This is a genomic window from Shinella agrisoli (genome assembly GCF_046557955.1).
Taxonomy (GTDB): Bacteria; Pseudomonadota; Alphaproteobacteria; order Rhizobiales; family Rhizobiaceae; genus Shinella.
Genome location: NZ_JBJIEP010000023.1, coordinates 63,261 through 83,689 on the forward strand (window position 1 = coordinate 63,261; position 20,429 = coordinate 83,689).

Below are 20,429 nucleotides of genomic sequence, written 5' to 3' on the forward strand. Positions count from 1 at the left end.
CGCATGGCAGCTCGCGGAGACAATTCGAAGCCGAGGCCCGGCGGCGTGGTCGACATGGAGCCGTTCCGCCGCGCAGTGACGGGTTGCGTGCGCGCCGTCTCCGGCGATGCGGAGGTGGAGGTCACCTTTGCCAACGAGCGCCCGGGCATGACCGGCGAGCGTATCCGCCTGCCGGAACTGACGAAGCGCCCTTCGCCCACCGAAGTCGCGATCACCCGAGGCCTCGGCGATTCCATGGCGCTGCGCAAGGCCTGCCATGACGCCCGCATTCACGCGACCATGTCGCCGCAAGGGGCGGACGCACGCGCGATCTTCGACGCGGTCGAGCAGGCACGCGTCGAGGCGATCGGCGCCAACCGCATGCACGGCATGGCGCAGAACCTCACGACCGTGCTGACGGAGAAATATGCCAAGGCGAACTTCGGCGCGATCACCCGCCAGGCCGACGCCCCCCTGGAAGAGGCCGTCGCCCTCATCGTCCGCGAGAAGCTGACGGGCCAGGCACCGCCCGCCTCCGCCGGCAAGGTGCTCGACCTCTGGCGCGATTTCATCGAGGACAAGGCCGGCAAGGACATGGGCGGCCTTTCCGCCGCTATCAACGACCAGCAGGCCTTCGCCCGCGTCGTGCGCAACATGCTCGCCTCGATGAACGTCGCCGAGCAGTATGGCGAGGACGAGACCGAGCCGGACGACACGGAAACGCCCGAGGACGAGAACCAGCCGCGCAGCGACGAGCAGGAAGACAACGAGAGCCAGGAGGAGGCCGGCGACGATTCCGCGCCTGCCGACGAGAACGAAACGTCCGACGAGCAGATGGACGAAGGCGAGATGGACGGCGCGGAAATCTCCGACGACGATCTCGTCGACGACGATGGCGACGACAGCGAGACCCCCGGCGAGGTCCGCCGCCCGAACCATCCCTTCACCGACTTCAACGAGAAGGTCGACTACACGGTCTTCACCGAGGAATTCGACGAGACGATCACCGCCGAGGAGCTCTGCGACGAGGCGGAGCTCGACCGGCTGCGCGCCTTCCTCGACAAGCAGCTCGCCCATCTCCAGGGCGCCGTCGGCCGGCTTGCGAACCGCCTGCAACGCCGCCTGATGGCGCAGCAGAACCGCGCCTGGGAATTCGACCTCGAGGAAGGCTACCTCGACAGCGCCCGCCTGCAGCGCATCATCATCGATCCGATGCAGCCGCTCTCCTTCAAGCGCGAGAAGGACACGACCTTCCGCGATACGGTCGTCACGCTCCTCATCGACAATTCGGGCTCGATGCGCGGCCGGCCGATCACGGTCGCCGCCACCTGCGCCGACATCCTCGCCCGCACGCTGGAGCGCTGCGGCGTGAAGGTGGAGATCCTCGGCTTCACCACCAAGGCGTGGAAAGGCGGCCAGTCGCGCGAAAAGTGGCTCGGCAGCGGCAAGCCACAGTCGCCCGGCCGCCTCAACGACCTGCGCCACATCGTCTACAAGGCCGCGGACGCCCCCTGGCGGCGCGCCCGCCGCAATCTCGGCCTGATGATGCGCGAGGGCCTCTTGAAGGAGAACATCGACGGCGAGGCGCTGATCTGGGCGCACAACCGCCTGCTCGCCCGCCCCGAGCAGCGGCGCATCCTGATGATGATCTCGGACGGCGCGCCGGTCGACGATTCGACGCTGTCGGTGAACCCCGGCAACTATCTGGAGCGGCACCTGCGCGCCGTCATCGAGCAGATCGAGACGCGCTCGCCGGTCGAGCTGCTCGCCATCGGCATCGGCCATGACGTGACCCGCTATTATCGCCGCGCCGTCACCATCGTCGATGCGGACGAACTGGCAGGCGCGATGACCGAGCAGCTGGCCTCGCTCTTTGCCGACGAATCCGCCAGCCGCCGCCCGGCCGGCCGCCGTGCGGGCTGAGCCGGCGTCCCGGCAATGGGCCGGGGGCTTCGTGCGAAGCCTTCCCGTCGTCGCCCTTTCCGCCTTTCTGTATCTGCCCGCCCCGCCGACGGCGGCGGGCGTCGCCGATGTGCCCGTCGCCAACCGCGCATTCTCGCAGTTCGTGACGGGCTCCGGGCAACGCATCTTCGGCAAGCTCGAATTTCTCGGCGGCATCAGCTACGCCTCCAGCAATTCCCTGCTCGGCGCCATTTCCGCCATCCGCTTCCGCGAAGACCAGCGGCATTTCGTCGCCGTGCTCGACACCGGGCATTGGCTGACCGGCCGGATCGAGCGCGATGGCGAGGGACATCTCAGCGGCCTTGCGGACGTAAAGGTCCGCTCGATGTTCGACAGCGACGGGCAGGACGAGAACATCAAGTTCAAGATGGATGCCGAGGGCCTTGCGATCCGCAGGGGCGAAGTGCTCGTCAGCTTCGAGGTCTTCCACCGGATCGACGCCTATCCCGACCCGGGTTTCATGGAGGCGAAGCCGAAGCTCCACCTTTCCTTCCCGTTCGATCCGCGCGAAATGCGGGTCAACCGCGGCATGGAGACGCTCGCCATGTCGCCGGCCGCCGGGCCGCTCGGCGCCGTGCCGGTGGCGATCACGGAACGCAGCCTCGATTCCGACGGCAACGTCTTCGCCGCAGTGCTCGAAGGCCCGCGGGCCGGCCCCTTCGCCGTCAAGCGCAGCGACCCGTGGGACGTCACCGACGGCGCCTTCCTGCCGGACGGCGACCTCCTGATCCTCGAGCGCCGCTTCCGCCTGTCGGACGGCATGGGCATGCGCATTCGCCGGATCGACGGCGATACGATCCGTCCCGGGGCGGTCGTCGACGGCGAGGTGCTGATCGATGCCGATCTCAGCCAGCAGATCGACAATATGGAAGGGCTGGACGTGATGGTGATGGCCGAGGACGACATCCGCATCATCGTGGTGTCCGACGACAACCACTCCATCCTCCAGCGCAACCTGATGCTGGAATTCCGCCTGCTGCCGGGAAGATGAAAGCGGCCCCCGCCCCTCAAGCCGGCTTTTCGACGCCCGGCATCGGCTTCAGCTTGCTCATCAGCGCGCCATAGGGCAGCAGCATGACGAAACCCACCAGGACCTTGACGCAGAAGTCGCCGAGCGCCCAGGAGATCCAGCGCGGGGCTTCGGCAGAGAAGACGCCGAGGATCGGCGCCCACTCGATCGCGAAGTCATCGTTCGACCCGAAGATGGAGAAGAACGGCGCGAAGGCGAAGGAGAAGAACAGAACCGTATCGAGCATCGAGCCGATCAGCGAGGCGATCAGCGGCGCGCGCCACCAGGTCTGCCGGCGCAGCGTGTTGAAGACGGAAATGTCGAGCAGCTGCCCGGCAAGGAATGCCGAGCCCGAAGCGATCGCGATGCGCGGCGTGGACGCCGCGAAGGAGAAGACGACCGCCACGAGGAAGCCGGCCGCCACGACGCGGCGCGCGATGCGCGGGCCGAACTGGCGGTTGGTGAGGTCGGTGATGAGGAAGGCGACCGGATAGGTGAAGGCGCCATAGGTCAGGAGGTCGCCGAGATTGATGCCGAGCAGCTCGCCCGAAAGCGGATATTGCACCAGCACGTTGGAGGCGACGACCACGGCCGTCATCAGGAGGACGTAGACAAGGGTAATGCGGTTCGCGAGCATTTTTTTATCCTGGGTGATGCCACCAGTTGGAGCAATAGCGATATGCGCAAAGCATCGAGGCCTGCCCGGCATCCGGTCAAGCCTCGATGAAAACGTCCGGGCTCAGCCTAAAATCAGGCGGCGGCAGCGGTCTTCTTGGCGATCTGGCGGCGCAGCAGGCGAGCGCGCATCGACAGTTCGTTCTCTTCGGCCTTCAGCAGGAAGGCGTCGAGGCCGCCGCGGTGCTCCACGGAGCGCAGCGCGGCAGCGGAAACGCGAAGACGGAAACGCTGGCCGAGGGCGTCGGAGATCAGCGTGACGTTGCACAGGTTCGGCAGGAACTTGCGCTTCGTCTTGTTGTTCGCGTGGCTCACATTGTTGCCCGACTGGACGCCCTTGCCGGTCAATTCGCAACTACGGGACATGGTACACCTATTCTTCTTGGTTGCAGGACAATGCGTTTCCGGCACCGAAACCGGCCGCAGTCCGTCTGGCCTTTTTGGAAAGTCGCGGTTCTATAGTCACACTGGCCGGCGACGTCAAGCCAAACCTGCTTGCGCATCGGAAATCAGTTGCCAAACGCCATGATTCGTATGCAATAGCAGGGCGATCTGCAATTTTCCACGGCGTAGAATCGCCGCAATGGCAGGCTAGGCGGAACGTCTCTATGGGAGTCGTGAAAATGAACGGGCGGGGTTGGATTGCCGGTGCAGCCTTGACGCTGGCCCTTGCGGGCAGCGCGACGCCGCTTTCCTCGGCGGAAATCCAGCACCGTACGGATTACAGCATCCGCCTTTCCGGCCTGCCGGTCGCGACCGCCAGCTTCCACTCCGAGTTCAGCGGCAATCGCTTTTCCATTTCCGGCAGCCTGCGTTCCGCCGGGCTTGCCGACATCTTTGCGCGCACGAAAGGCACGACCTCCGTTTCCGGCATCGTCAGCCGCGACAAGCTGCGTGCCACATCCTATTCGGTGACCTACCAGAGCGGCAAGCGCGGCCGCGCCATCGACGTCACCTTCCGCAACGGCAATGTCGTGCATGCCAGCATGGTGCCGGCGCGCAAGAAACCGGAGAACTGGGTGCCCGTCTCCCGCGCCGACATGCGCGCCGTGCTCGATCCGATCTCCGGCCTCATCATTCCCGCCGGCAACCGCGTCTGCCCGAAGACGCTGCCGATCTTCGACGGGGAGTCCCGCCTCGACCTCAGGCTGACCTCCAAGGGCACCAGGCCTTACTCCACGAAGGGCTTCGAAGGCGAGGCCATCGTCTGCGGCATCCGCTTCATCCCCAAATCGGGCTACAAGAAGGGCCGCGAGGACGTGGAATACCTGCGCAGGCTGAAGACGATGGAAATCTGGTTTGCCAAGGCCGAAGGGGCGAATGTATATGCTCCGGTCTATGTACAGATTCCGACCAAGCTCGGCCCTGTCACCGTCTCGGCCACGCGCTTCGGCGGATGACGCGGCCTCCGGTCGGCAGACCGGCAGGAGTGATCGGCCTTGAAGACGCGCGCAACCCTCATCGGCTTTACGGCGATCCTCATGTGGGCGCTGCTGGCGCTCTTCACCGCCGCCTCCGGCAAGATGCCGCCCTTCCAGCTCTCCGCCATCTGCTTCCTGATCGGCAGCATGCCCGGCATCCTCGTGCTCATGGCCCGGCCCGAACGCGCCCGCCTCCTCAGGCAGCCGGCAAAGGTCTGGATCACCGGCATCCTCGGCCTCTTCGGCTACCACTTCCTCTACTTCACGGCTTTGCGCAACGCACCCGCCGTCGAAGCCGGCCTCATCGCCTATCTCTGGCCGCTCCTCATCGTCGTCGGTTCGGCGCTGCTGCCGGGCGAGCGGCTGAAGTGGAACCACGTCGCCGGCGCCTTCGCGGGCCTTGCGGGCACCGCCCTCATCGTCGGCCGCAACGGCGTTGCCTTCGATGGCGCCTACCTCATCGGCTATGGCGCCGCCTTCCTCTGCGCCTTCACCTGGGCCGGCTATTCGCTGCTCACCCGGCGCTTCGAGGCCGTTTCCACCGACGTGGTGACCGGCTTCTGCCTCGCCACCTCCCTCCTCTCGCTGCTTTGCCACCTGATGCTGGAAACCACCGTGTGGCCGGAAACGGGCTTCGAATGGCTCGCCGTCCTGGGGCTCGGCCTGCTGCCGGTGGGCGCCGCCTTCTATGCCTGGGACCACGGCGTGAAGAACGGCGACATCCAAATCCTCGGCGCCGCGAGCTACGCCGCGCCGCTGCTCTCCACGCTCGTGCTCATCCTGACGGGCTTTGCCGAGCCGTCCTGGCGCATCGGTCTCGCCTGCCTGCTGGTGACGGGCGGCGCGGTGCTGGCCGCCAAGGACATGATTTTAAGGAAGAGCGCCGCAAGCGCAGCCTGAACCTAGAGGCCGGGCTGCCAGCCGGGCGGCGCCATCTCGAAGGACGAGAAGACGAAGCCGGGCGCGACCGTGCAGCCGACCAGCGTCCAGTCGCCGAGCGGCTCGGCCGATTGCCACCAGTTGGCCGGCACGATCAGCTGCGGCCTCTCGCCCGCGGCAAGATCCGGCCCGAGCAACTGCACCTCCGCCGGCTCCTTGCCGTCGCTCAGCGAAAGCGCCAACGGCCCGCCGGCATAATGGTGCCAGACCTCCACCGCATCCCTTACCCGATGCCAGTGCGAACGCTCTCCTCTTTCCAGGAGGTAGTAGATCGCCGTGGAATGGCCGCGCTCGCCGCCGGCCGCATCCCGGAAGGTCTGCACATACCAGCCGCCCTCCGGGTGCCGCTCCATGCCGAGCCGGGCGATGATCTCGGCCGGCGTCATCAGAACCGGTCCTTCCGCGCCCGGATTTCCGCAAAAACCTCGGCGTCGCCTGCATTTTCCATGCCGAGATGGCGGCGGATAGCCGGGTCGCCGGCGCGCAGGAACGGATTGGTCGCCTTTTCGAGCCCGATCGTCGTCGGCGCCGTGAAGGCACCCCCTGCCCGCAATGTTTCGATTTCCGCCGCACGGGCGAGGAGCGCGGCATTCTCCGGATCGATGGTCTTCGCAAAGCGCGCGTTCGAGAGCGTATATTCATGCCCGAAATAGACGGTCGTCTCATCCGGCAGCGCGGCGAGCTTCGATAGCGAGTCCCACATCTGCGCCGGCGTGCCCTCGAAGACACGGCCGCAGCCGAGCGCAAAGAGCGTATCGGCGGCAAAAAGCAGCCTTTCCTCCGGCAGGTGGAAGCAGACATGCCCGAGCGTATGGCCCGGCGTCAGGATGACCTCCACCGGCCGGCCGGCGAAATCGAAGCGGTCACCGCCGTCCACCATACGGTCGATCCCCGGAATGCGCTGCGCCTCGCGCTTCGGCCCGACGATCGTCACGCCGAAACGTTCCTTCAGCGCGGGGTTTGCCTCGACGTGGTCATTGTGGTGATGCGTCGTGAAGACGTGGCTCAACGTCCACCCCCGACGGGCGAGCGCATCGAGGATCGGCCGCTCCTCCGGCGCATCGATGCTCGCAGTTGCGCCCGTCACGGGATCGTGCAGCAGCACGCCGAAATTGTCGCTGCGGCAGGAGAAGAGTTCGATTTCCAGCGGGGTCATGGCGCAATCCTCGTCGCATCGCTCTGGCGGTCGAGGGCGAATGTAAGGCAATCGGCCTTGAAGTCCACCGACCCATCGCTAACATCCTGTCCATGCATGCAGATATCGTCGACCTCCGCGAATTCTACCACTCGCCGCTCGGGCGCCTCGCCGATCATTCGATCGCGATGGCGCTTGCCTCTCTCTGGGCGCGCCTTCCGGACGAGCGGCTGGTCGGGCTCGGTTATGCCGTGCCCTATCTCGACCGCTTCCGCGCGGACACCGAGCGTACCTTCGCCTTCATGCCGGCCGGCCAGGGCGCGGTGAACTGGCCGCCGAACGAGCTCTCCTCGACGGCCCTCGTCTTCGACGAGGAATTGCCGCTGCCCGACGCCTCCGTCGATCGCGTGCTGATGGTGCATTCGCTGGAATTTGCGGAAAACCCGCGCGAGACGATGAAGGAGCTCTGGCGCGTGCTGGCTCCGGGCGGTCGTCTCGTCATCGTCGTGCCCAACCGGCGCGGCGTCTGGGCGCGCATGGAGCATACGCCCTTCGGCTCCGGCCGGCCCTATTCCCGCAGCCAGCTCACCGCACTCCTGCGCGAGACCAATTTCACGCCCGGCGCCAGCGCCGAGGCGCTGTTCTTCCCGCCGTCGAAACTGCGCAGCGTGCAGAAGCTGCGCAGCGCCTTCGAACGGCTGGGGCGCACGCTCTGGCCGATGTTCTCGGGCGTCATCATCGTGGAAGCGCAGAAGCGGCTCTATCAGGGCCTGCCCGTCGCCGCCCGCGCCTCGCGCCGCGTCTTCGTGCCGGTGCTGGCGCCGCAGGGCGTGCCGACCACGCGTGACCGCCTGCCGCGCTGATCCCCTCGACAAATGCCGGGCCGCCCGGTAGAGCGAGCCGGACGGCAGCAAAGGGCGGCGGACATGACGGACGGACATTTCGACAAGATCGCGCTGATCGGCATCGGCCTCATCGGCTCATCCATCGCCCGCGCCGTGAAGGCGAAGAAACTCGCGAACGCCGTCACGATTTCGAGCCGCAGCCTGGAGACGCTGAACCGCGCCCGCGAGCTCGAGCTTGGCACGGATTATATCCACGACGCCGGCGAGGCGGTGGAAGGCGCCGACCTCGTCATCGTCTCGGTGCCCGTCGGCGCCTCGGGCAAGGTGGCGCAGGACATCGCGCCGCACCTCAAGCCCGGCGCGATCGTCACCGACGTCGGCTCCACCAAGGCCTCGGTCGTGGCGCAGATGCTGCCGCACATGCCGAAGAACGTGCATTTCATTCCCGGCCACCCGCTGGCCGGCACCGAGCATTCCGGCCCGGACGCCGGCTTCGCAGAGCTCTTCCAGGGCCGCTGGTGCATCCTGACCCCCGTGCACGGCACCGACAAGGACGCCAAGCGCAAGCTCGCCGCCTTCTGGGAAGCGCTCGGCTCGAAGGTGGACGAGATGGACACGGAGCACCACGACAAGGTGCTCGCGATCGTCTCGCACCTGCCGCACATCATCGCCTACAACATCGTCGGCACGGCCGACGACCTCGAAACGGTGACGGAATCGGAGGTTATCAAGTATTCGGCCTCGGGCTTCCGCGATTTCACGCGCCTTGCCGCCTCCGACCCGACCATGTGGCGCGACGTCTGCCTGCACAACAAGGATGCGATCCTCGAGATGCTGGCGCGCTTCTCCGAGGACCTCGCCTACCTGCAGCGGGCAATCCGCTGGGGCGACGGCGAAAAGCTCTTCGACCTCTTCACGCGGACCCGCGCCATCCGCCGCTCGATCATCGATGCGGGCCAGGATACCGCGGCGCCGAACTTCGGCCGGCCGGTGGCCGAGAAGGAAAGCTGAGCTCAGAGGGGCGGGATGATGCCGACCGGGAAGAGCCCGAGATAGACCGTGCCCTGCTGCACGGTAAGCTTCACCACCGCCCGTTCCCCGCCATTCGACAGGCCCTTTATGGCTGCCGCGACACGCTGGGCCGTCTCTGCACTCTCCGGAAACGTCTCCGAGATGCGATCGCGCCAGGCCGTGATGCCTTCGATCGTGAGGTCGAGCGCGCCGGAGACAAAGCCGTCGTCGCCGATCTTGAGGGGGCCGGCGAGGCTCATGACCTTGCCGTCGCCGAGATCGAAAGACAGGCCGCGCAGTTCCACGCTCGTGCCGAGCGGAATGTTGGCGGGCGGCCCTTCCTTGGAAATCCACTTGGCCGCATCCGCGATCGTCATGTCGACCGCGACGTTCAGCGGCGGCAGCACCTTGCCGCCGAGATCGAGCGAGAGCGCGTCGAGCGAGGCGGCGACGTCGAGCGCCTCGCCGGATTGGCGGACATGCTTTTCACCATGGGCGGCGGCGATGCCGACCGACAGGGCTTGCGACGGCACGTTGAGCTTGCCCTTCAATCCATCATAGGCGACGGAGGCTCGGTCGAGGCCGTCCGTCCAGGCCACGGCGCTGGCGCGCAGCAGGTCCCAGTTCACGTCGAAGACGAGGTCCGGCGTGACACGCACCTGCGCCGGCCCGTCGAGCTCGATGACCGCATGGCCCGGCCGATAGACCTGCGCGGCGGAACGAAGAGCGCCGAAGGTCGCAGAAAGCCCGGACGGGCGATCATCGATGCCGACCGAATCGCAGAAGAGGCCGATGCGGAATGGGAAGCCGCGGACCGAAAGATTGCCGCAGGACGCCGAATGCATGCCCTGCTCGGAAGCGGCGAGCGCTTCCATCGTCCTGTCCTTCAGCCAGCTTGCGGCGTAGAACCATCCGCCCGTATAGAGCGCGCCGACGAGAACGACGGCAACGGCGAGCCGGATCAGTTTGCGCGTGACCCCTGACGTGTCGGCGCGGCTTGACGATCCCATAGCGTTCTCCAATGGTGGCGGGCGTGATTTGCCGCAAACGCGTCAAAGCCGGCAATTGCGGCGGCTTTTTGAGAGATCTTCCAGGTGACGGTGGATATGAACGAATTCTGGGTCTTTGGCTACGGATCGCTGATGTGGAATCCGGGCTTCGAATTCGAGGAGCGGCAGCCCGCTCATCTCTTCGGTTTCCGCCGCTCGCTGTGCGTGCGTTCCTGGGTCCATCGCGGCACGCAGGAAAGGCCCGGCCTCGTGCTCGGCCTCGACCGCGGCGGTTCGTGCCGGGGCGTCGCCTTCCGGGTGACGCCGGAGAAGCAGGAGGCGGTGGTCGACTATCTGCGCGAGCGCGAGCTGGTGACCCATGTCTACAAGGAACGCACGCTTCCGGCGACGCTCGGCGACGGCCGCCGCGTTGCGACGCTCGCCTACATCATCGACCGCGCCCACCATCAGTATGCCGGTTCGCTTTCGGTCGACGAGGCGGCGGCCACCGTCAGTTCCGCCATCGGCAAATCCGGCCACAACATGGACTACGTGCGCAACACGCTGACCCACCTGCGCGAAATGGGCATCCGCGATCACTGGCTGGAGGATGTCGGCCGGGCAGCGGAAAGCCTTTACACCCGCGCGTCCGCCTGATCGCCCGTGCGCCCCTTCAGCTCCGCCAGCCGCTGCCTGGCCGTCGGCGGCAGCTCGAGATGCGGATTGGCCTCGACGGTCTCCACGAGCAGGCGATCGCTTGCCGTCTCCATCACATCGACAAGATGGGCGAGGAAGGCGTCGGGATCCATGCCGGGCGCGATCGCCGGCAGGATGCGCACCTTGAAATGGCCAGGCTGCCGGATGAACTTGCGCCGCGGCCAGAAAAGGCCCGGATGCATGACGACCGGCACGACCGGCACCTGAAGATCGCGGTAGAGGCGCGCGATGCCGTACTTGTATTCCGGCGGCGCGCCCGGCGGGCGGCGGGTACCTTCCGGATAGATGATGAGCTGGCGGCCGGAATTCATCTCGGCTTTCGTACGGTCCATGACGGCGGTCATGACCTTGCCGCGGGCGCTGCGGTCGACCGGCACCATGCGCTGCTTCTTGATGTACCAGCCGAAGAGCGGAATCCAGGTGAGTTCACGCTTGAGGATGTAGAAGGGATCGTCGAGCCACGGCAGCAGCGCATAGGCATCCCAGAAGGACTGATGCTTTGGCGCGAAGATGTAGCCGCCCTTCGGGATGTTCTCGAGGCCTTCGATCTCGAAGGTCGTGCCGACGATCTTCTTGAAAAGCCAGTGGTTGCTCCGGACCCAGTTCTTGGCGATGACATAGGCCTTCCTGCGCGGCAGCAGGAAATAGGCCGGCGTGAAGACGATCATCTGCACGATGAGGTTCAGGTAGAAGACGGCATTGAAGAGCACGGAGCGGAAAGCGATCATCGGGCAGCCTGTGAGCGGGACGTTCCCTCGCCCTACACGATAATCCGGAGCGGGGAAACTCCCGTGGCGGCGATCTCAACTGCCGGCCATGTCGCCGCGAAGTCCCGACCAGTTGCGGGCGCCGGCAAGGGCACGCAGGCGCGCGAGGCAATATTTGAGATATTCCGACAGCATGGCCTTCACGACGGCCGGCTGACGCAGCCAGTTGCCGTTCTTGAGGTCGGTATTGACGACCGGATAGGCGATGAACTCCGTCTCGGGATCGCTGACCTTCAGCTCCAGCAGGCTGCGCGGCATGTGATAATTGTTTGTGACGACCAGTATCCGGCGGAATTGGTGATCGCTGATCCAGCGTGCCGTCTCGTTGGCGTTTCCGATCGTGTCGACCGCCTCGTAGCCCATGTCGACGCAGCATTCGAAGAGGGCGGATGAGCTTTGCGTGAGCTTGCGGATCTGGTTGCCGCTCGTCGTGGGGTTCACGCCGGAAATCAGCAGGCGCTCGCCGGCCCCCTTCTTCAGCAGGTCGATCGCATGGTCGATGCGCTGGTAGCCGCCGGTCAGGACGACGATGGCGTCGGCCTTGGGCTCGCGCGGCGCTTCGAGCGCGGCAACGGTCTCGGCGAAATAGAGGAAGCCCCCGATACCCGCCACGGCGGCGATCAGGATGAGCGCCAGAACGGCCCGCACGACGAGGCGGGCGGGGCGCATGCGCCGGCGCCGCCCTTCCCCTTGAGACCGGGCGCCCTGAGGCAACCCCCGTTTTGCCCGTTCCAGCGCGTTCATGTTCCCGTCCATAGACCCGGATTGCGGCAACGGATAGTCCCTTTCGCGGCGATGATCCGTCCGGCCGGCGTCATGGGTCGGGCAGCTGGTCGGTGCGCGAAGGATCGGAGCGGATGAGGTCGATCTCGTAGATCGTCCGCATCACCGTGAACCGCGCCGTCAGCGTCGTCAGCAGCGCGATCACGACCATGGTGGCGGCGATGCCGAGATAGCCGGTGAGCCCCATGGAGAAGGTGCCGAAGAGCGCGGTCGCCTGATCGCTCTGCGGCGTGGCGATCGAGCGCCCCTGCCAGAAGCCGGCGGCGGCGAAGAACAGCGCCGCCAGGAACCCGCCGGCGAAGGAGCCCTTGAGGCTGATCTTCAGAAAATGCTTCTGGAATTCGGAAGCGACGAAACTTGCTTCAGCACCGACGAAATGCAGCACTTCCACGATATGCCGGTTGCCGGAAAGCGCGCCGCGCGTCGCAAAGACCACCGTCAGCACCATGGCGGAGAAGACGAGCACGAGCACGCCCGTGCCGATGAACGCCGTCGTGCGCGCCATGGCGACGAGGCGGTCGACCCAGGTTCGGTGATCGTCGAGGAAAGCCTGCGGGATCGCCTCCGCGAGGGCGGCGCGCATCGCGGCGAAGTCCGGCGGGTTCTGCTCGTCGATCGTCACGATCACGAGCCTTGGCACCGGCAACTCGTCGAGGTTCAGCCCCTCGCCGAGCCAGGGCTCCAGCAGGCGCGCGGTCGCCGCCCGGTCGACGATCGTGCCGTCGCGCGTGCCGGAGAAAGTGAGCGCGAGGTCGCGCGCATCCCTGAGCGCCGCCTCCATGTCGAGCCCGTCGTCCGGCTTGATCTGTATGGTGATCTCGCGGGAGATCTGGCTCTGCCAGCTCGCCGCCGTCGCCCGCACCATGCTGACCGCGCCGAAGGTGAGGCAGGCGAGGAAGGCCATGATGGCGATGACGAGCATGAGCGCGTTGCCGGACACATTGGAGGGCGGCACGATGGGCGCCGTCGGGCGCACGCGCATTTCCGGCCGGCGGGCGGCTCCGGCATGCTCGGCGGTCTCGCGGGGCGCGTCAGTCATAGATGTCGAGCCGTCCCTGCGAGAGGATCATGCGCCTGGCCTCCACCTGGTCCATCAGCGACAGGTCGTGCGTGGCGATCACCACGGCCGTGCCGAGCCGGTTGAGCTCGAGGAAGAGGCTGAGCAGCCGGCGCGCCATCGGCGGGTCGACATTGCCGGTCGGCTCGTCCGCCAGCAGCAACTCCGGCCGGTCGATGAGCGCCCGCGCGATCGCCGCACGCTGCTTTTCCCCGCCCGAAAGCACCGGAGGCAGCACGTTGATTCGCTCGCCGAGCCCCACCCATTTCAAAAGTTCGAGCACGTCGGCGCGATAGCTCGATTCCTCCTTGCCGCGCACGCGCAGCGGCAGCGCGACGTTCTCGTAGGTCGTCAGGTGGTCGAGCAGCCGGAAGTCCTGGAAGACGATGCCGATGCGCCGGCGCAGCATCGGCAGTTCGTCCCGCGGGATGGCCGAGATTTCCCGGTCGAAGGTGCGGATGATGCCGCGTGTCGGCTGCAGGGAAAGGAAAAGCAGGCGCAGCAGCGTCGTCTTGCCGGCGCCGGACGGGCCCGTCAGGAACTGGAAGGACCGGCGCGGAATATCGAAGGTCAGGTCGCGGAGGATCTCCGGCCCCATCCCGTAGCGCAGTCCGACATTCTCGAAGTGAATCAATGGCCAATCCGGTTCTAGAAGCGGTCACCCACCCCGCCTCAGCGGTACCGTAGCGGACGTCGCACAGGAAAGCGGCTCTTTCACGGTCGGGTTTCCGAAGCATTAACCAGTATGGTTTACGTTTCGTAAGGATTTCATTCAATGCCCGACTTTTCGCCGATGATTTGCGAGAAGCCGGGCAAGCGAGGAGTTCGCGATGAACACCTTCAGAGCGAAACGGCAGGCCGACGGCCGGATCGATCTTCTGCCTCCCGAACCGAAGGCGCCTGCCCGCAAGCGTGCCCATCCGTTTCCGGCCCGCCTGGAGGTGGTCGACGCCGATTTCGTGGTGATTCGCGGTGGCGGCGCGCGAACCTCCAACGACAACCATCGCCCGGTACGCCCCGCGACAGCCGGGCCCCGCCCGCAAAACCGGCTTTTCCGCATCGCAGCCGCCGGCGCCCAGCTCGGCGAGGCAGGACTGCAGCTCCTTTCCGGCCGCGCCTTCGCAGGCCTCGTCGCCGCGACATGCCTCTTCGTCTTCGCCTATGCCGGCGGCCTTTCGGCGCTGAGGGCAGCGCTTCCGCCGGCCGGTCCGGCAGATCCGCTGCGCGTCGCCGACGTTACCGCCATGATCGGCGACCGCAACGGCATGAAGGTGCTGTCCGTCTATGGCCGCGTCGACAATGCCGGCGCTGGCGCCGAGGTCGTCCCGCCGCTGGAAATCCGCGTCGAGGGCGCGGAGAGGACATTGCAGCGCCGCGTCGCACTCGATGCCACGACGATCGCGCCCGGCGGCAGCGAGCACTTTGCGCTGCATATTCCGCACGGCGGCGGAAAAGTACCGAAAGTCTCGGTTTCCTTTGTCGGCGAGGGTGCACCGGCCAACTGACTGTGCTAATCGGCTGCTTTATTTCTGCGCAATTCCGGACTTAAAGCCGCTACGCGCTTTTGCCGGAACTGCGTTACCGCCATAGGAGCCGCCTCGCGATGCATATTGTCCGCGGAAAGAAGATCGAAACGCTCTACGACGCCGGGCAGATCGCCAAGCGCAATGCGGAGCTCGCCGCCGAGATCGCCAGCGGGCCGACCAAGGATCTTCTCGTCATCGCGGTCCTGAAGGGCTCGTTCATCTTCGCCGCGGACCTCACCCGCGCGCTGCACGCGGCCGGCCTTGCGCCGGAGGTCGAGTTCATCACCCTGTCGAGCTACGGCGCCGGCACCGTCTCGCAGGGCGTGAAGGTCATCAAGGACATCGACAGCGACGTCCACGGCCGCGACATCCTTCTGATCGACGACATCCTCGAATCGGGCCGCACGCTCAGCTTCGCCAAGGAGCTGATGTACGAGCGCGGCGCGCGCAACGTGACGATCGCCGTGCTGCTCGACAAACGCGAGAAGCGCAAGACCGATCTGGAGGCCGACTATGTGGGCTTCGAATGCCCGGACCACTTCGTCGTCGGCTACGGCATGGACGTCGCCTATGCCTTCCGCGAACTGCCTTTCGTGGGCGTCGTGACGGGCGACGCGGACTAAGAACTCCTTTGTGCGTCCGTTCGGACGCACGGCGCTCTAGACAATCCCGCAAAGCAAGGCCGGCGTTTTGCGTCCGCGATTGCACCGGATCGGCAGCCCGCTCCAAAACCGCCCATCGGCCGTTTACCGATCGACAAGGAAAGTCTGGTCTTTTCATTCCCGGACTGGGGCCGAATGGACAGGCCCAAAGGGGGATTGATGGCGAAGATCCTGATCACCGAGGACGAGGATTCGCTCCGCACCTTCGTGGCGCGGGCGCTGCGCATGGACGGCCATGAGACCATCGAGGCACCGGACGGCGCCGCCGGGCTCGATGCCCTGACGGAGGGCGGCTTCGACCTCCTCCTCTCCGATATCCGCATGCCTGTGATGGACGGGATCGAGCTCGCGCACAAGGCTTCCGCCGCCCATCCGGCATTGAAGATCCTGCTGATGACCGGTTATGCGGACCAGCGCGAGCGGGCCGACGACCTTGCGTCGAAGATCGTCGACGTCGTCAGCAAGCCCTTCAGCCTGCCGGATATCCGCCGGGCGGTGGCGCAGGCGCTGGCCGCCTGAATCCCCTGCCTGGCTTTTCGGAAGCGGCGCTCAGCGAATCCCGAGCAGCCGCTCCAGGTAATCCCGCTCGAAGCCCGGCGAGGCGCCCGTGCCGAGCCGGCGGCGGATCTCTTCCAGGATCTCGCGTGCCCGCTGGATATCGATCTCTTCGGGAATCTTCGTCGGCCCGCCGAAATCGGGGCCCTGTCCGTTGACGTTCCGTTCCCGGCCGAGCGGATCGCGGCCGTTGCGACCGACCTGCGGCATGCCTTCGCCAGGCCCCTGGCCCTGGCCCATGGCCTGCATCTGGCTCATCATGTTCTGCGCCCCCTGGCGCAGGGCCTCCAGCGCACGACCCTGGCTGCCGACAGCCGATTCGCCCTGGCCTTCGCCGAGCGCTTCCGACGCGCCCTTCATCTCGCGGCCGGCCTGGCCGAACCCTTCGCCCGGTTCCAGCCCCATGCCCTTCAACGCTTCCTGAAGCTCGCCGAGCTGCTTGCCGAGCGCGTCCTGCTGCGCCTGAAGGTTTTTCAGCGCCTCGCGAAGCTGTTCCGCCGTCATCTGATCGGTCGGCTGCTGGCCGCCGCCGTTGTCGCCGGGCTGCTGCTGTTGCTGTTGGCCTTCCTCGCCCGGCATCGGGTCGCCGCGCTGCAGGCGGTCGCGTAATGCCTGGTCGAACTGGAAGGTCTGCTCCATCAGCTGCTGCTGCTTCTGCATCAGCTCGCCGAGCTTGTCCATCTGCTGGCGCATGGCGTCGTTCTGCTGGCCCTGCTGCCCCTGTTGGGGCCGGCCGGCCTGCAGGTTGTTCATCATGCGCTGGAGCTCGGAGAGAAGCTGCTGCGCCTGGTCACGCGCGCCGGAGCGGGCCAGGTTCTCGATCTGGTCCATCATGCGCTGCAAATCCTGCTGGCGCAGGATCTGGCCCTGCTGCTGGGCGTTCTGCTGCATCTGGCCGTTCTTGGCGGCCTGGCGGGCGAGCTCTTCCATATAGGCCTGCATCGCCTCGCGCAGTTCCTTCATGAGCTGCGCGATCTCCTCGTCCGACGCGTTGCGCTCCAACGCCTCGGAGAGCGCCTTCTGCGCCTCGCGCAGCCGGCGGTCGGCGAGCGAAAGGTTGCCGTCTTCGATGCCGAGCGCGATTTCCCAGAGATAATCCGCCGTCTCGCGCATCTGGTCGTCCGTGCGGGAAAGCTTCATGCGCGCGCCGGCCGACTGCAGCAGCAGGAAATGCGTGAGGTTCGGGATCGTCTCCTCCGGCCGGATCGTCAGCGCCTCGTTGAGCGCGATGGCATGGGGCAGCTGGTTGGCGTCGAGCGCGAAGACCTGCCGCTGCTCGGCCACGGCGGCGGCGAGCGGCTCGAAGAAATTCTTGGCCGGCAGGATCATCTCGACCGGCTGGCTGCGCCCCTCCTGCCCGGCCGCGTCCTTGGCGACGAGCGTGATCTTCACGCGCTTGCCGGAGAGCGGATGTTCGGAGAGGTTGCGGCTCGTCGTGCCCTTGGCGTCGCGCGCGGCGCGGCGCGGCAGGTCGAGCCTGTATTCGGGCAGCGGATAGAGCGGACGGGCATCCTTCGCCTCCTCGACCGGCACGATCTCGGCGTGGGCCTCCTGAAGGCCATAATCGTCCTTGGCGATGAAGCTGATTTCGAGCGCCGAAGCGACCGTCTTCTTCGGAATGCCGTCGAAGGCGATCTCCGGCACGCGGTCCGGGATCACCGAGAAGATCCATGCGCGCCCATCGACCGTCAGCGTGCCGTCCTTGAGGATCTTGTAATGCATGGTCCTGGCGCCGCTGACGGCGGCAACGGGCGCCTTGGCTTCGGTCTTCGCGCCGTCGGCCTTCTCGTCCTTCGGCTTCTCCTCCTCGGGACGGATGGCCGTGACCGTGTTCTCGCCTGCGGCCTGATAGCTCACCTGCTCGTCGCCGTTGCCCCCGGTGACGCGCACGGTCAATTCGCTGAACTGCGGAATGCGGACCTCGCCGTTCGCCGCCTCGGACGGCTGGCCCTGCCCGTTGCCGGTGAGGAAGACGGGCGCGCGCGAGGTGTGCGCCGGCGGCGTGACCCAGGCGTCGATGCGGACGTCCGGCGCTGCCTCGGCCGGCACGCGGAAGGAGACCGTATCGGCGAGCAGGCCGCCGCGATTGGAATAGGAGAAGGCAAAGGCGATGGCGAGAAGAAGCAGCGGCACGGCACGGAGCGCATGGCGGTCGTAACGGGCGATGTCCGGCTCGGGCGTGCCCGTCCGCAGCGAGCCGATCATGCGCGCCATACGGGCCTGATGCTCGCGCCATAGCGCTTCGGCAAAGGCGTCACCGCCCGCCGGCTTGTCGTCCTGCACGCGGATCGCCTGGTGCGTTAACGCATTGCGCGCCTCCAGCATGCGGTCCGCCTTGTCGACGGACGGCCAGCCGACTCCGCGCAGGCGAAAGAGCAGGCCGGTGAGGCCGAGCGCGAAGGCTGCCAGCGTCGCAATATGCAGCCAGGCCGGCACATGGCGGAAATAGCCGAACCAGGTCAGCGCCAGGAAACCGGCGACGAGCAGCAGGACGGGCAGCAACCGCGGGGCAAGCGCCTCCGCATAGAGGACGGCCTGGGCGGCAAGGCGTTTGCCCGCAAGCCGCCGCAACAGCGAACCGCCGGCCGCGTTCTTCTCGCGCTGCCTCTCCGTATCGATCGTCATCGCTCGCCGCTCTCCGCTGCCAGAGCAATTCCTCAAAGCGTGAAACGGTCTTGCGCCAGGAATTGCGTAAACGAGTAGACGGAGCGATTCGCAGAAAAGCGGAAATGCTCCGGCTGTTGAGGCCGAAGGATACCATGCTTTGTGGCGAAGACGAGGGCGCGCGCAAAATCGTGATCGCGCCGCCGGACGATTTTCAAGACCACGGGACTCAGGCGAGCCAGTCGGGCAGCGAGTCGAGGCCGATCAGGTCGTCATAGGAGGGCCGCGGCCGCACGACGTGGAATTGCGCGCCGTTGACCAGCACTTCGGGAACCAGGAGGCGGCTGTTGTAGGTGCCGGCCTGCACCGCGCCGTAGGCTCCCGCCGAGCCGATGGCGATGAGGTCGCCGGGCTTCGGTTGCGCCATTTCGCGATCGAGCGCCAGATAGTCGCCGGTCTCGCAGACGGGGCCGACGACATCGGCCCGGATGCGCGGGGCATTGGCTGCGGAAATGACGACCGGCTGGATCTCGTGCCAGGCCTCGTAGAGCGTCGGACGGATCAGGTCGTTCATCGCCGCATCGACGACGACGAAGGTCTTCTGGCCGCCGTCCTTCACATAGATCACCTCGGTGACGAGGATGCCGGCATTGCCGACGATCAGGCGGCCGGGCTCGGTGACGATCTTGCAGCCGAGGCCCTTGAGCTGGTTCTTGACGATCTCCGCATAGGCGTCCGGCAGGGGCGGCGGCGCATTGTCCGTCTTGTAGGGAATGCCGAGCCCGCCGCCGACATCCACGTGGTCGATGGTGTGGCCGTCGGCCCGCAGCGTCTCGACCAACTCGCGCAGCAGCCGGAAGGCATCGTCGAACGGCTGGAGCTCGGTGATCTGGCTGCCGATATGCATGTCGATGCCGGTCACCTTGATGCCCGGCAGGCTCGCGGCACGGGCATAGACGGCCCGCGCGCGCTCCCAGGAAATGCCGAACTTGTTTTCCTTCTTGCCGGTCGAGATTTTCGCGTGCGTGCGCGCATCGACGTCCGGATTGATGCGGAAGGAGACATGGGCGGTCTTGCCCGCCTTCACGGCGCGCGCGTTCAGCACCTCCAGCTCAGGCTCGGATTCGACGTTGAAGCAGTAGATGCCGGCTTCGAGCGCCAGGTCCATTTCGCGCGGCGTCTTGCCCACGCCGGAGAACATGATGCGCGAAGCGGGAACGCCCGCGGCGAGCGCCCGGCGCAGCTCGCCTTCCGAGACGACGTCGATGCCGGCGCCGAGCCGGGCGAGCGTCCTCAGCACCGCCTGGTTGGAATTCGCCTTCATGGCATAGCAGACCAACGCATCCACGCCGTCGAAGGCCTTGGAGAACACCTTGTAGTGCCGCTCCAGCGTGGCCGTCGAATAGCAGTAGAAGGGCGTGCCGACCGCCTTGGCGATTTCCGGAACCGGTACATCCTCGGCAAAGAGGACGCCGTCGCGATGCTCGAAATGGTTCACAGGTTCGTTCCGTCAGAGAAGGGGATCGAGGATGAAGGGCCGGTCTTCGACCTGCTCGACCTTCTTGCCGTTGATGGTCTTCACGACCGGTTGCGCGCCGCCCGGCGGATCGAGATCGCCCTTGCGGCCGCAGGCAGTCAGAACCGCCGCGGAAAGGCCAAGCACGAGAGCCAGCCTGCCGATGTCGATGCGTGTCATGAAGCGTTCCCTGGAATACCGGTGATCGGGTGCACCATCCTTAGCGAATTCGTCCGCCCTTGTGCACCCTGTTTCTAACGATGCGGCCTGCAAGCCC

Annotated in this window: 22 protein-coding genes; 10 read left to right on the plus strand and 12 right to left on the minus strand. The window is 66.3% G+C overall.

Features of this window, described 5'->3' with window-relative positions:
- The first annotated feature begins 3 nt into the window (after positions 1 to 3).
- Entirely contained in the window at positions 4 to 1,902 is a 1,899-nt protein-coding gene (gene cobT / locus ACIIOY_RS21610; RefSeq protein WP_411036744.1) for a cobaltochelatase subunit CobT, read from the plus strand.
- A 31-nt stretch (positions 1,903 to 1,933) separates the two neighbouring features.
- Positions 1,934 to 2,932 carry an esterase-like activity of phytase family protein gene (locus ACIIOY_RS21615; RefSeq protein ID WP_411036745.1) on the plus strand — a complete coding sequence of 333 codons (999 nt, stop codon included), beginning with the start codon at positions 1,934 to 1,936 and terminating at the stop codon, positions 2,930 to 2,932.
- Between the two features lie 16 nt (positions 2,933 to 2,948).
- Here ACIIOY_RS21615 and ACIIOY_RS21620 read toward each other — a convergent pair whose 3' ends face one another.
- Complete coding sequence (locus ACIIOY_RS21620) at positions 2,949 to 3,587, minus strand: VUT family protein (RefSeq protein WP_411036746.1); 639 nt, start codon at positions 3,585 to 3,587, stop codon at positions 2,949 to 2,951.
- A 113-nt stretch (positions 3,588 to 3,700) separates the two neighbouring features.
- The gene (gene rpmB, locus ACIIOY_RS21625) at positions 3,701 to 3,991 is read right to left on the minus strand and encodes a 50S ribosomal protein L28 (protein ID WP_064331573.1); all 291 of its coding nucleotides are present in this window, start codon (positions 3,989 to 3,991) and stop codon (positions 3,701 to 3,703) included.
- A 257-nt stretch (positions 3,992 to 4,248) separates the two neighbouring features.
- On the opposite strand from rpmB, the gene ACIIOY_RS21630 reads away from it, so the two are divergent.
- Positions 4,249 to 5,025, plus strand: coding sequence for a DUF3108 domain-containing protein (locus ACIIOY_RS21630; RefSeq protein ID WP_411036747.1), 777 nt, complete (start codon positions 4,249 to 4,251; stop codon positions 5,023 to 5,025).
- Positions 5,026 to 5,064: 39 nt separating this feature from the next.
- On the plus strand, positions 5,065 to 5,946 hold the full coding sequence (gene yddG / locus ACIIOY_RS21635; RefSeq protein WP_411036748.1) for an aromatic amino acid exporter YddG: 882 nt from the start codon (positions 5,065 to 5,067) through the stop codon (positions 5,944 to 5,946).
- A gap of 2 nt (positions 5,947 to 5,948) precedes the next feature.
- Here yddG and ACIIOY_RS21640 read toward each other — a convergent pair whose 3' ends face one another.
- Together ACIIOY_RS21640 and gloB are read right to left on the minus strand one after the other, a co-directional pair.
- Entirely contained in the window at positions 5,949 to 6,371 is a 423-nt protein-coding gene (locus ACIIOY_RS21640; RefSeq protein ID WP_411036749.1) for a cupin domain-containing protein, read from the minus strand.
- Positions 6,371 to 7,141, minus strand: coding sequence for a hydroxyacylglutathione hydrolase (gene gloB, locus ACIIOY_RS21645; RefSeq protein ID WP_411036750.1), 771 nt, complete (start codon positions 7,139 to 7,141; stop codon positions 6,371 to 6,373). The genes ACIIOY_RS21640 and gloB overlap by 1 nt, the downstream gene beginning before the upstream one ends.
- 92 nt (positions 7,142 to 7,233) lie before the next feature.
- Between gloB and ACIIOY_RS21650 the strand changes: the two genes are divergently transcribed.
- Entirely contained in the window at positions 7,234 to 7,983 is a 750-nt protein-coding gene (locus tag ACIIOY_RS21650) for a class I SAM-dependent methyltransferase (protein ID WP_411036751.1), read from the plus strand.
- Positions 7,984 to 8,046: 63 nt separating this feature from the next.
- A complete protein-coding gene (locus ACIIOY_RS21655) occupies positions 8,047 to 8,976 on the plus strand; it encodes a prephenate/arogenate dehydrogenase family protein (RefSeq protein WP_411036752.1) in 930 nt (309 codons plus the stop codon).
- 2 nt (positions 8,977 to 8,978) lie between these two features.
- Here ACIIOY_RS21655 and ACIIOY_RS21660 read toward each other — a convergent pair whose 3' ends face one another.
- Positions 8,979 to 9,986, minus strand: a complete 1,008-nt coding sequence (locus ACIIOY_RS21660) for a DUF2125 domain-containing protein (RefSeq protein ID WP_411036753.1) — start codon at positions 9,984 to 9,986, stop codon at positions 8,979 to 8,981.
- A gap of 84 nt (positions 9,987 to 10,070) precedes the next feature.
- On the opposite strand from ACIIOY_RS21660, the gene ACIIOY_RS21665 reads away from it, so the two are divergent.
- Complete coding sequence (locus ACIIOY_RS21665) at positions 10,071 to 10,622, plus strand: gamma-glutamylcyclotransferase (protein WP_411036754.1); 552 nt, start codon at positions 10,071 to 10,073, stop codon at positions 10,620 to 10,622.
- On the opposite strand, the gene ACIIOY_RS21670 is transcribed toward ACIIOY_RS21665, so the two are convergent.
- From ACIIOY_RS21670 to ftsE, 4 genes are all read right to left on the minus strand, one after another.
- Positions 10,601 to 11,410, minus strand: a complete 810-nt coding sequence (locus tag ACIIOY_RS21670) for a lysophospholipid acyltransferase family protein (RefSeq protein ID WP_411036755.1) — start codon at positions 11,408 to 11,410, stop codon at positions 10,601 to 10,603. The genes ACIIOY_RS21665 and ACIIOY_RS21670 overlap by 22 nt on opposite strands.
- Positions 11,411 to 11,485: 75 nt before the next feature.
- Positions 11,486 to 12,118, minus strand: a complete 633-nt coding sequence (locus ACIIOY_RS21675; RefSeq protein ID WP_411036756.1) for a YdcF family protein — start codon at positions 12,116 to 12,118, stop codon at positions 11,486 to 11,488.
- A 145-nt stretch (positions 12,119 to 12,263) separates the two neighbouring features.
- Positions 12,264 to 13,271, minus strand: coding sequence for a cell division protein FtsX (locus ACIIOY_RS21680; protein WP_411036757.1), 1,008 nt, complete (start codon positions 13,269 to 13,271; stop codon positions 12,264 to 12,266).
- Positions 13,264 to 13,923: a cell division ATP-binding protein FtsE gene (gene ftsE, locus ACIIOY_RS21685; protein ID WP_064331581.1), complete on the minus strand. Its 660-nt coding sequence runs from the start codon at positions 13,921 to 13,923 to the stop codon at positions 13,264 to 13,266. The genes ACIIOY_RS21680 and ftsE overlap by 8 nt, the downstream gene beginning before the upstream one ends.
- A 196-nt stretch (positions 13,924 to 14,119) precedes the next feature.
- Between ftsE and ACIIOY_RS21690 the strand changes: the two genes are divergently transcribed.
- The 3 genes from ACIIOY_RS21690 to ACIIOY_RS21700 all read left to right on the plus strand — a co-directional run bounded on the left by ACIIOY_RS21690 (position 14,120) and on the right by ACIIOY_RS21700 (position 15,996).
- Entirely contained in the window at positions 14,120 to 14,794 is a 675-nt protein-coding gene (locus ACIIOY_RS21690; protein ID WP_411036758.1) for a hypothetical protein, read from the plus strand.
- A 98-nt stretch (positions 14,795 to 14,892) separates the two neighbouring features.
- Entirely contained in the window at positions 14,893 to 15,438 is a 546-nt protein-coding gene (hpt, locus tag ACIIOY_RS21695) for a hypoxanthine phosphoribosyltransferase (protein ID WP_411036759.1), read from the plus strand.
- A 198-nt stretch (positions 15,439 to 15,636) separates the two neighbouring features.
- Entirely contained in the window at positions 15,637 to 15,996 is a 360-nt protein-coding gene (locus ACIIOY_RS21700; RefSeq protein ID WP_411036760.1) for a response regulator, read from the plus strand.
- Between the two features lie 30 nt (positions 15,997 to 16,026).
- On the opposite strand, the gene ACIIOY_RS21705 is transcribed toward ACIIOY_RS21700, so the two are convergent.
- The 3 genes from ACIIOY_RS21705 to lptM form a co-directional block, all read right to left on the minus strand.
- Positions 16,027 to 18,657 carry a TIGR02302 family protein gene (locus ACIIOY_RS21705; RefSeq protein ID WP_411036761.1) on the minus strand — a complete coding sequence of 877 codons (2,631 nt, stop codon included), beginning with the start codon at positions 18,655 to 18,657 and terminating at the stop codon, positions 16,027 to 16,029.
- A 208-nt stretch (positions 18,658 to 18,865) separates the two neighbouring features.
- Entirely contained in the window at positions 18,866 to 20,134 is a 1,269-nt protein-coding gene (gene lysA, locus ACIIOY_RS21710) for a diaminopimelate decarboxylase (protein ID WP_411036762.1), read from the minus strand.
- Between the two features lie 12 nt (positions 20,135 to 20,146).
- On the minus strand, positions 20,147 to 20,332 hold the full coding sequence (gene lptM, locus ACIIOY_RS21715; RefSeq protein ID WP_411036763.1) for an LPS translocon maturation chaperone LptM: 186 nt from the start codon (positions 20,330 to 20,332) through the stop codon (positions 20,147 to 20,149).
- Positions 20,333 to 20,429 lie beyond the last annotated feature (97 nt).